Annotated in this window: 9 protein-coding genes; 4 read left to right on the forward strand and 5 right to left on the reverse strand. The window is 42.1% G+C overall.

What is annotated here, in order from left to right; all coding sequences use genetic code 11:
- Positions 1–11 precede the first annotated feature (11 nt).
- Positions 12–236, reverse strand: coding sequence for a hypothetical protein (locus tag ACM0OS_RS26000; RefSeq protein ID WP_414546067.1), 225 nt, complete (start codon positions 234–236; stop codon positions 12–14).
- A 174-nt stretch (positions 237–410) separates the two neighbouring features.
- A complete protein-coding gene (locus ACM0OS_RS26005) occupies positions 411–1313 on the reverse strand; it encodes a hypothetical protein (RefSeq protein WP_414546068.1) in 903 nt (300 codons plus the stop codon).
- 782 nt (positions 1314–2095) lie between these two features.
- On the opposite strand from ACM0OS_RS26005, the gene ACM0OS_RS26010 reads away from it, so the two are divergent.
- The 3 genes from ACM0OS_RS26010 (at position 2096) to ACM0OS_RS26020 (ending at position 6966) form a co-directional block, all read left to right on the forward strand.
- Positions 2096–2254, forward strand: a complete 159-nt coding sequence (locus tag ACM0OS_RS26010; RefSeq protein ID WP_414546069.1) for a plasmid partition protein ParG — start codon at positions 2096–2098, stop codon at positions 2252–2254.
- Positions 2255–2371: 117 nt separating this feature from the next.
- On the forward strand, positions 2372–3097 hold the full coding sequence (locus ACM0OS_RS26015) for a hypothetical protein (protein WP_414546070.1): 726 nt from the start codon (positions 2372–2374) through the stop codon (positions 3095–3097).
- A gap of 275 nt (positions 3098–3372) precedes the next feature.
- Positions 3373–6966: a PriCT-2 domain-containing protein gene (locus ACM0OS_RS26020; RefSeq protein ID WP_414546071.1), complete on the forward strand. Its 3594-nt coding sequence runs from the start codon at positions 3373–3375 to the stop codon at positions 6964–6966.
- A 157-nt stretch (positions 6967–7123) separates the two neighbouring features.
- On the opposite strand, the gene ACM0OS_RS26025 is transcribed toward ACM0OS_RS26020, so the two are convergent.
- Both ACM0OS_RS26025 and mobV read right to left on the reverse strand, forming a co-directional pair.
- A complete protein-coding gene (locus ACM0OS_RS26025; protein WP_414546072.1) occupies positions 7124–7600 on the reverse strand; it encodes a hypothetical protein in 477 nt (158 codons plus the stop codon).
- Between the two features lie 267 nt (positions 7601–7867).
- A complete protein-coding gene (mobV, locus tag ACM0OS_RS26030; protein ID WP_414546073.1) occupies positions 7868–9634 on the reverse strand; it encodes a MobV family relaxase in 1767 nt (588 codons plus the stop codon).
- 909 nt (positions 9635–10543) lie between these two features.
- Between mobV and ACM0OS_RS26035 the strand changes: the two genes are divergently transcribed.
- Positions 10544–10822, forward strand: coding sequence for a hypothetical protein (locus tag ACM0OS_RS26035; protein ID WP_414546074.1), 279 nt, complete (start codon positions 10544–10546; stop codon positions 10820–10822).
- A 790-nt stretch (positions 10823–11612) separates the two neighbouring features.
- Here the strand turns inward: ACM0OS_RS26035 and ACM0OS_RS26040 are convergent.
- On the reverse strand, positions 11613–12176 hold the full coding sequence (locus ACM0OS_RS26040; RefSeq protein ID WP_414546075.1) for a GIY-YIG nuclease family protein: 564 nt from the start codon (positions 12174–12176) through the stop codon (positions 11613–11615).
- Between the last annotated feature and the right edge of the window lie 117 nt (positions 12177–12293).

The following is a 12293-nucleotide window of genomic DNA, read 5'->3' on the forward strand; positions in this document are numbered from 1 at the left end:
TGAATATGTGCTTAACTGGTAAATCCTTCTAACGCAAATATATTTATTGGCTCTCTTTGGGGATTACGTAATTCTGATTGCAATTCCATTAATGCTTGTTGTGCATCCCCCAAAGTTACATCTGGTTGATAATTTAAGGTTTGGAACTGAGGATGACTTTTGATTTTTTCAATCAGTGTTAATGATTGATTGATTAGTTTTGATAGTTCTCTAGTTTGTGTCATCTGTTGAACCATTGAGGGACCTCCCAGTAAATATTAGGGTCGTGAAATTCTCGATACTCTAGCTGCTGGAATCGATGCCTGTTTAGTCGGTAATTATCGAAGGCTACAAGAGCCAGTAATAAGGATGAAACAAACAAAATGATGTAGCCTAATTTCTGAGGATTAAAGGCAATTATCAAGCCTTGATCAGCCTGTTTTACTAGGTGGGAGCGCAAAGGCTTTGAGTGCTGTTTTGACTTGGCTTTTAAATTTCTGGGAACCTCTTTTGATGTCGTTGTTTATCTCCCGTAATCCATCATTCAACAGTTGGGAGTTTTCATTATCCAAACGCGTTACAGTCTCCCTAACACCCTGCACCATGTTGGTTATTTTTTGCTTAGTAAGCTGTGCTTTATGTTGTACAAATGCTGTAATTGCTGACTCGATTTCGGCTATTTCATAATCAGAATTTACGCTGGCATAATCAAAGTTTTTAGCAATCGCTGTGACTTCCTCAATAGATAAAGTAATCCCCATATCATTTGCCGTGCTGGCGACTAATTCTGATTTCTCTTGAAGGGCGATGGCGGTGTTTTCTGGTTCCTCATTATTGAATCGGGTTAATGTTTCTGGTTCCTTCTGCATAGAGGTTGCGTTGTTTCCGGTTTCATCACCTACACGTATAGATGTTTCTGGTTCCTCAGTGCTAGTTTCATCTTCGATAGTTGGCAACTGAATTACATCATTTACGTTGCTGTCTACTGTTGCTAATTCCTCACCAGTGAGCGCTGTTTCCGGTTCTTCTGATTGGGGGATTGATGCGATTGCCTCTGGCACTGCGCTCTGTGCAATCGCGTCTTCTGCTTCTGGTTCCTCTAGTTGATTTTCTTCTAGGTCAATGCGTGCAATTGTTTCCTCTGTTTGGGGTATTGGGGATAACTTAGACGCTTGATTGATAAAATGTTCTGTCACGGTATTCACTTCTTCATCTGTTGGGTTATGAGTGTCTTTAACCATCTCGGTGTAAAGAATTTTTATCTCACCAAGTGTCACTTTTAAGCCTTTACGAGATAGGCGAGATTGAATCCGAGTTGCAATTTTATTGACCATGACTTAACTGACCTTTGCTAGTTGGTTATTTTGTGTTTTGGCTTTGTAAATAAGTGCAATCGCCACAATGGGAAGTAGTGAAGTTTTGCTATAGAATCCACTGGCTTTAAATCCGCCAATCCCTTTAAACCATCGGCTAACTGTTGATTGATGGGGGTGAATATTGACTTTCTCCAGTACTTTTAAAAATTCATCTCCAGATAGTCCCTCACCCAATAAAGGCTCAATTTTTTGGGAAATTAAACCTTTTACTTTGTGGTACTGAGTAAAGTATCTGGGAGAGGTTTTTTTAAGCGATCAGTACAAATTAAAACCATACTTGGTGAGAGGTAATTCACAATTTTGCATGACTTTTTTGACTCTCCACCAGTGAGTATCACAAACTCGTTTGCCCACTAATGTTTCGTAAACTATGCGTTCCTGCTCCATAACTCCTTATGCAATATGCTCTAGCGGTAATCTGCATTTATTGGATAGATGCAATGCACATCCTACTTACTCGTATTACACATCCTGCTTATGCGTAATACACATCTTGTTTTTACTGAGTGGAATTACTGTCTTTTTTGAAAATATGCTCAATTCGGTTTACCTATTCTGAGCATCAATGCCACATCATCACGCCTTAGTACGGCTTTTGGGATGCAAGAGCATTGCATCAACTAGGGTATAGTGCTAGAGTAACCTACATAGGTAAAGTAAGTCAACTACCATAGTTGACTAATATAGCTTTTATTAGCTTAATGGCATAATTGGGCTAATTAAGGCTTTATGATTAACCAATGACTCAACCTGATGATGAAAATAAAACTGTTAAGTTGGTAGTCTTTCTTTCTGATGATGAGCGCACACAATTTAAAATCTGTTGCGCCAAACATAAAACCTCTATGAGCCAACAGGCGAGAGAGTTAATCCTTAATTGGATAAAAAAACAAGCATGACCGAAAGCGATAGAATTAAACGCTCCAAAGGGAAGTTTGACCCAGTTACCGAGACTAGACCTTTTTTGTAGGTACTTGATGCTAATAAGTTCACATAATTAACTTTTGATGTCGCCAATGACTGCCGTAAAAGACTCACCAAGCGAATTTCAACTCCCGCCGCACAACAAACCGGCGTTAGAGATGATTAGGGAGGCTATAGAGCATGAATCCGCTGTTGCTTTAGCGGCTGGTGGTTTTGCACTTGGTACAGGCGGTTTCATTAGTCCTTTTGGCTGGCTCGCTTTTGCATTGGCTTACAAGCCTTTGGTACGAATCCAAAAACTTGCACGTTTAGAAAAATTAACAGCTTTACTTTTGGATGAGTTTAAAAGCGACGAAATACAAGTCTTTCCGGTGATTAAGGTAGAAAACAAAAATCCTATCGACCTTTTTATTAGGTTTCCGCGCAAAACTCACTTATTTATCTCGATTCGCTCAAAAGGAGACAGCGAGATTGTCTACAACGAAAAGAGGGAGATTTTACAGGTAAAGCGGAAAAACAAAGGTGGTTTAAGAACCTGGGAACCCTGCCCTCTAGTTGAACTAGCAGATTACAAAAGCTGGTTTGACAAAAACAGAGATTTGTTTGGGATGTCCTCTCGTGAAGCTCAAAAGACACCCACAGCCAAAGTTTTGGTCTTATGGCCTCCCACCAAAGCGGCAGAAGACCATAATTCACACCTTTATTCTGAACTTGGAGGTATGAAAATTCTAGCTCTCAGAAGAAAAGGGACTGCATTTGTAATTCAACAGGAGGAAATAACCGAATTTATCAAGGCTTGGTTAGCCAAGTACAAATAGGCTAAAACGTGAAAACCTCACGTCCTGCAAGGACAGCGAGGCTTTCCAATGGAATTGGGGTATCTGGTTTTGCAAGCCCGGATTAATATCCCTAATAGTAATCTTATCTTACATGATTGAAGTGTTCAGCCGTTGAAACACTGGCCACCCAGAGACAAACAGCAACTCAGGAATTTAGTATAATTTTGTTCTGATTTTTCTGAAAGTTTGTATTAGAAGATTACTGCACAGGATAGCCCCAATTCCTCCACTACACATCAAGGAGGATTGGCTCAATGCCACAACAATTACAGCCTTTTCAAGACTCGCTTCAGCAACAACAACCGCCTGCTAAATGCGCTGAAGCATTAAAAGTAAAACAAGAGTTTATACACAATCCCAAAATTAAGTTTGCGTTTAATGCCACCGGAAAAAACAAAGACTGGGACTTTAAAAAACTAGCTGCCAACTTCCAAGATACAGAAGGCACTCTAGAAGATGTCCAGCAGCACATTAAAGCAGGTCACGCCATCTGTGCTGGCTTACTGGGTGGTCAATGGCGCAGTAAAGCCCATATCATCGGTTCTCACTGGCTATTACTCGACATCGATAATTCTGATATTGCCCGTGATGCCTATGGCAAGCCAATCAAAGACGAGAACGGGAATTATATTAAAATTTATGATCCCCAACTAACTATTGAGGAAGCTCTAGCCCATCCCTTCATCCAAAAGCACTGCGCTTTACTCTACACCACTGCCAGTCATCAACCCGAATGGCATAAATTCCGGTTGATTTTCCTTCTCCCCCAATATGTTGAGGGTGCTGACACTGTAGAAGCTTGTACACGCTTCCTGATGCAGCAACTACCCCATGACCCCGCGTGTAAAGATGCCAGCCGGGTATTTTACGGCAACACAGAGGCAGAATTTTTCATAGTCAACCCCCAAGCCACATTACCACCGGAATGGGTAACTCAAGCAATTGCGATCGCTCATCAAGAAAAAATCGAATATGAGCAACGCATAGCCGAAATTACCTCCCGGCGTATCCAGTTCCAAGAACAGGCTATTACCCACAATTGGGATGTAGACCAACTAATTAAACAAGCACTTTCACTCATCCCCCAACGCAGCTTCGGCTCTGGGAATTACCAAGAATGCTTACAAGTCTTAATGGCACTATACAGCCATTACGGGGCTGTAGATGCAGAAATTCTCGCGGAACAGTGGTCGCCCAGCATCAAAGGCACAACGTGGAACATTAGAGCGAAAATCAGAAGCTTTGAACGCTCTCGACGTGCGAGGATCACAATTGGGACACTGTTTCACATCGCAAAACAATACGGCTTCCGCTTCCCGCAACGGCAGTATGAACCACGCCACACCCAGCAAGGACTCATTAGTCGCCAAGAGTGGGAATTGGGACGAGTCAGAGAGGACTTGACCAGTTTCCAGAATTTATTAAAACAGGCATTCGCTCCTTTTGTTAAAGCTGCTCAAGGATTCTCAACCCCCACATCAGGGGAGCCAGCACCCACATCACCGCAGCCAAAACCCGTTCTTACTACCCCTGTACGCCAAGTAATTGTCTACAAACCCGGCAATATCCCACACCGAAGCGAAATTACAGGCAATATCTATATTGAGTGCCAACCAGAGGAACATATCGCCGCATGGGTAGAAGCCATTTCTAAGGGCTGGACGCAAATTTTAGATAATTCCCACCCCGGACTAGGCAAATCCCACAACGCCGGACAACTGACAGCTGCTCAATTTGGCATTGATAAATTAATTTACCAGGATGCCAACCACAGAAACCCCTCTACACTACCCATCGAGGCTAACTTTGTTGATCTCCCCGTGCGGCACAATGGCTTAAAAATTGACACTAGCCGCACCACCCCAATGGGTCAAAACTTTCTACTGCGTCCCAAACCAGGTGAAACTCCCGATACTGATGGCAATTGTCACCGCAGTTACTTATTTGAAGGATTTCGGGAGAAAAACTTTCAATCTTTAGATTTTGAAGAAAGTTCCATTAGCCCCATCTGTGACGGTTGCTCACTGAAAAATCAATGTCGTTTCGCCTCTGGCCCTGGTTTTGGCTTCCGCAACCAAAAACGCACAGTCATTCACAATTACTCCGAAATCAGAGCGCATCCCGACTCTACCCCCGTTACCTTAACTAACGCGGCGGGACAATCTTTCACTGTAGGGCGGATTTGGGAAGAAGCAGGGACTCTCATCAAGCCTGTACGGTCACTGGAATTGAGATTGAGCGATTTTGATAGCACTGTCGCCAAATTAGCTACAAGCGGCTTACCCCCTGAACAATGGTCAAAACTTCATCCAGTTTTACAGGTTTTGCGATCGCTTCTGGCTCAACAAATTAAGCCTCGTTCTCGTTACGGGTTTAATGATCATGACATCCGGGCAGTACTGCCTCCTTTCCCAGAAGGTTTAGACATTGAAGCGATTCAGCAGATTTTAGAACCTCATTTAGATTTTCTCGCTGATTTGGATTCCATTGATATCCAGGCCGACCAACAACTCAAAAAAAGTGCCGCCGCCCGTTATGCTGCCAAGCAATTAACTAGAGACAGCGCCCTTCATGCTGGTAGGGAATTTCTGGAGTTACCCCTGTACTGGTTAAGCGATTTCCTGGAAGCTTGGAAAGGTAAAGGTTCTTTTGCTTGTAAGTGGGGTGTTGTTACCATTTATCGCCCTCACCCTAAATATACTGAATTAGCCAACTCTGCCCAATTTAATATTTACCTTGATGCCACTACCACCGCCCAGCAGTTGAAATTGAAACTTGGCTACCATGACCCCGTGTTAGTCATCCAGCAGTCACGTCCCGACTACAGCAATTTAAAGGTGGTCAATGTCACTGGGCTGGGTAAATTGTCCAAAAATCGCTCTACTTCCTTAACTGACCGTGTTAATGCCCTAAAAGAAACTTTGCGTCAAATCCACAAGTATCTCGGCATTATCGAGTGGAAAAAAATTGCATCTCAGGCTGAAGACCGCATTGAATACGGTCACTTTGTCGATGGTCGCGGTGTTAACAGGTTCAGTGACTGCGACGCGATCGCGTCTTTTGGCATTCCCTACCAAAACATCGGCTCGTTAGCAGCACATTTTCAGGTGATGACTGGTCAACCCGTTAACCTTGAAGACCCAGAAAGCACCTTCCAAAAGTATCTCATTGAATTACTACAAGCCGAAATCATCCAAGAGATTGGTCGATTACGCGCTCATCGTCGCCCCAACCAACAGCTAACTTTCTACTTCTGTGCTGACTATGACCTCAGTTTCCTCTTAGATGAACTCCCTGGCGTGAAATTAGAGGTTGTCGATGCCTGCGATTTCTGCACCGAAGCGGGTAACCGCGAACAGCAGACTGGACACGCCATCGTCAACGCTTTCACCCACCTTTGGCAGTCGAAGCAGAAAATTGGGCAAACTGAGATAGCCAAAATCATCGGCATTAGCCAGGAGTGGGTGAGCAAATTTACCAAACGCTGGGGGGGTTGGTTTAAGTTTAGAAAAATATTACTTTTACTATTAGACAGTCTTTATAGCGATAGTAATAAAAATTTCACAGACTTGAGCGATGAGGAAAAGTGGTTCGCCCGTGAATACTTCCCCCTCCTGGTTACTGAGTCGGAATCATCACCAGAAGATGCTTTAGAACACATCGCTGAAGTGGCTACAAACGTTACCAATACGGCGATGCGGCGAATTTTACACTACTGTACACCTCAAGTTAGGGCTAACTTGCTGATGATTATCTTGCGTTGTCTGCCTACCGAAGTTTACTCAAATGAATCCATTTTTAGCGTTGTTGCCCCGGTGCAAGCTGTAACTAACCCGACAGACACCTGAAAAAATTTATCGGCTTACATCTCTACTGACTACCATAGTAATAATAGATGCTCTAAATGATGATTGTGTACTTAATCATTGAGTGAGCGTCCCGTTCAGTATGCCTTGAAAAGCTTTTTACACCCTGTAGGTATTAATCTGAGATACTAATGGAAGGTTAGGCTTTCCAATCACCTATTCCATTCCAAGCATAATCAAGATTACGCCGGTCGTAGATAGGAACAAGGTCGCAAGCTAGACGCATCAAATCAAATCCCCCTAATTTGTTTAATCTAGAGCCTATTTCCCGTACTCGCTCTAAATTTTGACCAGAATAAGGCGATCTGTCGTCACCTCTTGTTCTGTCGTTAATAGAGAATTTGAGCAATTCAATAATTATTTTTTGTTCTAGGCATATTTGGGGATAATTTTCCGCAGCAATTAATTGTCTCGCAAAATGCCGAGATGCTTGATAGTCATCGTCAATTTCTTTTATGTATCTGAAATGTTCACTTTGGCTAAAGTGTTCGAGCTGGTCTTCTGAGTAAATTGGATTAAACTCGTCTGTTTTTATGTCAGAAAAAGTTATGAATTGATAATTTTTCTGCAAGGCGCGTTTTTTATTAAGGCCACTTCGTCGTTTTGCTTTACCCATTTTTTGTTTGATCTTAACAATTTAAGAGTGCGTGGAAAGTGCGTCACTCAATCAACCAAAATTTAACCCTGTCCTTGTCCGTTTTGTGGTGGCGGGTAAAATTTCGGGCGCTCACCAGAACCCAACCGCCAGCCAGTGACCTTCATATAGGATTACCGCCAAAAGTCGCCGTCATCCTAGCAAATTAATTCATATCTTCTGCACCAAATTGGGTGGAGTGGATGGGCTAGATAGGAAGGATAATCCCGCCGAATCTGATTATTTTTTTCAAAGTTCCAGTTCTGGCCCTTTTTGCTTTTGGTTCTTTTTCCAAGTACACAGCGTGTCATTCCAATCTTTACCTTTGGGTTTAACTCGCTGGGCATGATGTAACTGTTCCATGATGATTCGCACCGTTTCATTGTCAAACTCATCATTGGGATGGGCAACTTCTATATGAGAAACAGTGCTGAGAAAATCCACGGGCAAACTCTTATGGCTATCTACTGCCATGTACATTGTTCGCTCTGGATTTCCTTGGTTTTCAATGATGGACAGACTGGCCAATGACAGTACCTCAATGGGTGATTTACACAACACGACTTTTTGAATTTCGCCTTTTGGTGATTGTCCTACTTTGAAGTGAAACCATCCTTCAGTGCGCTTGCTCGGAATCACATATCCTTGACCTTTTCCTCTTACGAATATCGAAAATGCACCCTTGGTTTCACCGTCCAGATCCCGGATGAGAAATACGGCATTTTGTTGCTCGTCAGCGTAAATCAAACCTTGCTCATGAACGGCTTGTACAAAATTGGGTAGTATTCCACAGTCCTGAGTTAAGTAGTTATGTACTACTTGCCATTGCCGTTCATCTGCTGCTGGCGGGATAAACTTTGGTCTGGGTTCCAACTGTGCAAATTCAGCAGCTACTTGACGGGCTTGGGCGATGACTGCTCTGTCTACCCCGGTTGCACCAAAACTATCATGCAGCCACGCGATTGCTTGCCGATAATTACACCTGTTAACGTGCATTACCAAATCAATACTGGTATCACCGCCCTGTTTTTGAATAGGAGCAAAGTTATTCCATTGGTCGTTATGAATATTGATGATGTATCCGTGAGCATTCCAGATCCCAGGATGCTGATGGTCACAGTCTAAACCCAAATGCCAAGCCACATCTTCCAGGGCTAAGTCCCGCAGTTGTTCTTGCTGCTGCCGCAACATTGCGTTTTCTGCTTCCAGTTGTTGCCTGAGTTTTTCACTAGCAATCGCGCTTTGATGCGCCCATCGCTCATGTTCGATAGCACGGTGACGATCCGCTAACTGATGGTCAAGTTGTTGAATAACTGGGTCAGCCTGAATACGTTCATACAATTGCTGCGCTGTTTCTCCAGGCTGGGGAGCTAATCGTGCCAATTCCAAACTCAAAGGTTGACTGTTAACTGCATGGTAATATTCCTTAATTTTGGTGTGTGTCGCCTTACTGCCTTTTACCCCGCGTTCAATACCCAAAGGAGCAAGGGCAGCAGCATAACTATCTTGCAGTTTGGATAACTTGATTCTGCATTCCTTAGCTGAACCCCCAAACATTTCATTGTGGCTAAGTTGTTTAGTTTTATCGTTGACAGGAACAATGTAAGCGTGAATATGAGGAGTAGCTTCATCCAGATGCAACTCTGCCCTGACGCACTTATCACCGTAATTTTCCATCAACCATATCTTGGAAGTACTAGCAAACTTTTTCATTAGTTGCAAATCCCATTCCCCGGCGCGTGATGGGTCATGAGGTCGAAAATATTCAGGACTGGCACTCAAAAACATCTCACTACACAACACAGCATTTTTGCGCGGCTTGTACTTTGTGCTGAATTTGATTTTGAATTGAACAATTTCCTCCAAAGGCAGGTAATCATCCCCAATCAACCGGAGATTCATTTTTTGTGGGTCAGCATTAAGAGTTTCTTGTAATCTGGCAGTATGAGCTTCACTACCGCCTATATTGCCAAAGGTTTTCAGCTTCACCACCCGCAAAATTGCTAAACCTGCCATAAGTCCTCAGTTGTATATTTAGTTTAGTTGTGATGTCTTCAATGGTAAACTAGTCTTATAGCTGAGTCGGGATGAAGTGGGCTAAAATATCGCCAAAAAATTTTCATTACGAAATAGGTACGGAATGGCTGAATTGCACTTGAGCTTCATGCGGTAATGCTACTACTGCCCGTGCCACAGATTGACCAATAATTCTCTCTCATCAGCATATCAAAATAACTGATTAATTCTCCATTACAGGTTTTCAGGGGGAATGGATTCGTCAGATGTTGAGACTATTTGATGATTAGCAGATGCCGACAGAAGAAAATCTGGTGAATGGGTCAATGTTTACTTAAATTTCCTATTAATTGGGCTGGCGTGAGCATTGGCTAAATATTGGAAAAAACAACGCAAATACAAGGGTTTCAGGCGAAAATATTGTCAATAAGCATAATTTAATGACAATAATTGTGTTTGTTCAGAGTCACTCAAGTTTTTTCAAACACTGACGAAATTGTTTTGTAACTAATTGTATTATCAACACCTACAGAATATTTTCTGAACAGATTTTTGAATTACTTTTGCAACATAAATGTAATATGGATTTTTCATCAAAGTTACCTAGTGAAAATGGCTAAAAATGGCTCAAAGCGGCTCGGTGTATGAATTAGAGGGCAATTTCACTAAAAACCAGTAGGTGACGAATGGGCGTAATTTGACCACTTTTGACTGCTAATAGCAGTCGAGTCACGTTTTTTGGCTCAACTGAATTTTTGCGGTCAAACTGCTATTAACTGCTAATAGCAGTAACAAGGCATCTTTTTGTGTCATATTATGGCTATTGTGCAGCAGTCGGGCATTTGTAGTTAAAACTACTTTTTTTGTACTTAGTTTCTACTTTAATCCTACGTAATTTGTGGTGTTTATATGAGTAATGCCAAGCAAGAAATTCTTTCTATTAAACGAGACAGTGAAAGCGTTGATGGTCAGGTGTTGAATTTTTTAAAGACAGATCCGATTTCTCCAGGGTCAACTTTGTCTGATGCGGTGATGGTTACTCTCAAAACCCATTGGCTGCCTTTAGTTTTGTACTCAAGAGGAGTGCGCGGTGAACAATTGCGTTTGTCAACTCTTTGGGCGCTGCATCAATTGGAAGCGCAAGCTAATCTGATTCGCCGCATTTGTGGCATTGATGTCGGTCGATGATACTGAAAGTTGACCACATAAACGAGAGCATGGTGGCAACCTTCAGGGCGGAGAGGCAGCAAGGGGAGCAGGGGGAGAAAAAATAAATCACCAAAACTAGGGTGTGGGGTGTGGGGTGTGGGGGATGGAGAGAAAACTAAAGTTTCCGGGTCTGAAGCCCAGTTCACTTTCAAGATGTATTTCGAGGCGCGTAGCGTGAGAAACACGGTGTCATTGTTTCAATCCCATGCTTAAAAACTTGGGTTCCCTACCCCCGACACCCTTCTGAATCACTCCCCCAGCTTCAAGAGCCTCTGGGCAATGACACAACTGTTTTGTAACTATTAGTTATGATTAACGACTACAAAAGAGTTGTTAAACAGTTTTTTGAATTACTTGTGCAACATAAATGTATTATAGATTTTCCGCCAAAATTCCCTAGTAAAAATGGCTAAAACTAGCTATGTATATGCTTTTGCGGCTAAATTATTGCCGGAACTCTTGTCACTAAATATCCCCTTAATCATCATTAACTACACTTAAATACTCATTATTTTCAATCGGTTGACAGTTTTTGCTGAGGAATAACTGAACTAAACAGCACTTAAATACTCATTAATAGCCCCTAAATATTCACTAGTGTCACTTTTTCTCCCTAGTAGTTTAAAGGTAAAATTTCCTACAACAGATTACTGATGAGCCAAGATGAACAAACCACACTTATAGAGATGTCGAGTTTTAAGAATTAAACGCAAGATTAATTCTTGGGATGGCTTAGTGATTGATTATTTATTTAGCTCCCGGAAGCAAATTAAATCTGACTGATGTATTCAATGAGAGAAGCATCAGCCTGAAACCACTCCCCATTCAGTCTAATTTCCTGAAACTGTTGATGTAGTGATTGCTCTAATTCAATAGCTTTTTCAGCCCCGTCTACCTGTACTGACTTGATGAGCTTTAAATGGGCTGGGCTAGATGTTTGTAATGACTTCATCCTTTGTTCTACATCTTTAGCCCGACCTATTTTAATCGCTTTGCTATCCGAGTTGAGGATAAAGTAAACAAAATGAGCAGTTTTAGCCAACTTATCACCATTAATAGAAAGTAATCTATTGCCAGGAGTGACAATCTTAGTTTCAGGATTTGCCCAAATTCTCAGCCATGCAGACACCGCATTAATAGTTAAAGACTTTTGAGCTTTGATAGTAATCAATTCTCCATTGATATTGAGGGTAAATTTTTTGCCAGCTGCCCTACCTCTAGATGGGACATTGAGATAGTCAGTGTATGTATTGGTATAAGTCTCAGTGTAAGGAACAGAATCTTTGTATCGTGTGACTGTAATTTCCTTGTGCTTTGTTACCCATCGGCCCACAGGAAGTTGATGAGGAATATTGAAACGTTTAACGTCTTCACTTAAAACCTCTACCCATCCCCACTAGGGTGTTGATTTTGTGGGAGAGATGCTCAAAATTTTTCATGCAGTTTCTGT

This window comes from Nostoc sp. CCY0012 (assembly GCF_963920855.1).
Lineage (GTDB): Bacteria > Cyanobacteriota > Cyanobacteriia > Cyanobacteriales > Nostocaceae > Cyanocohniella.

What these genes read in the sequence shown, in the direction of transcription:
- ACM0OS_RS26000 (WP_414546067.1), bottom strand. Translation starts at nt 236, where the DNA reads ATGGTTCAACAGATGACACAAACTAGAGAACTATCAAAACTAATCAAT.
- ACM0OS_RS26005 (WP_414546068.1), bottom strand. Translation starts at nt 1,313, where the DNA reads ATGGTCAATAAAATTGCAACTCGGATTCAATCTCGCCTATCTCGTAAA.
- ACM0OS_RS26010 (WP_414546069.1), top strand. Translation starts at nt 2,096, where the DNA reads ATGACTCAACCTGATGATGAAAATAAAACTGTTAAGTTGGTAGTCTTT.
- ACM0OS_RS26015 (WP_414546070.1), top strand. Translation starts at nt 2,372, where the DNA reads ATGACTGCCGTAAAAGACTCACCAAGCGAATTTCAACTCCCGCCGCAC.
- ACM0OS_RS26020 (WP_414546071.1), top strand. Translation starts at nt 3,373, where the DNA reads ATGCCACAACAATTACAGCCTTTTCAAGACTCGCTTCAGCAACAACAA.
- ACM0OS_RS26025 (WP_414546072.1), bottom strand. Translation starts at nt 7,600, where the DNA reads ATGGGTAAAGCAAAACGACGAAGTGGCCTTAATAAAAAACGCGCCTTG.
- mobV (WP_414546073.1), bottom strand. Translation starts at nt 9,634, where the DNA reads ATGGCAGGTTTAGCAATTTTGCGGGTGGTGAAGCTGAAAACCTTTGGC.
- ACM0OS_RS26035 (WP_414546074.1), top strand. Translation starts at nt 10,544, where the DNA reads ATGAGTAATGCCAAGCAAGAAATTCTTTCTATTAAACGAGACAGTGAA.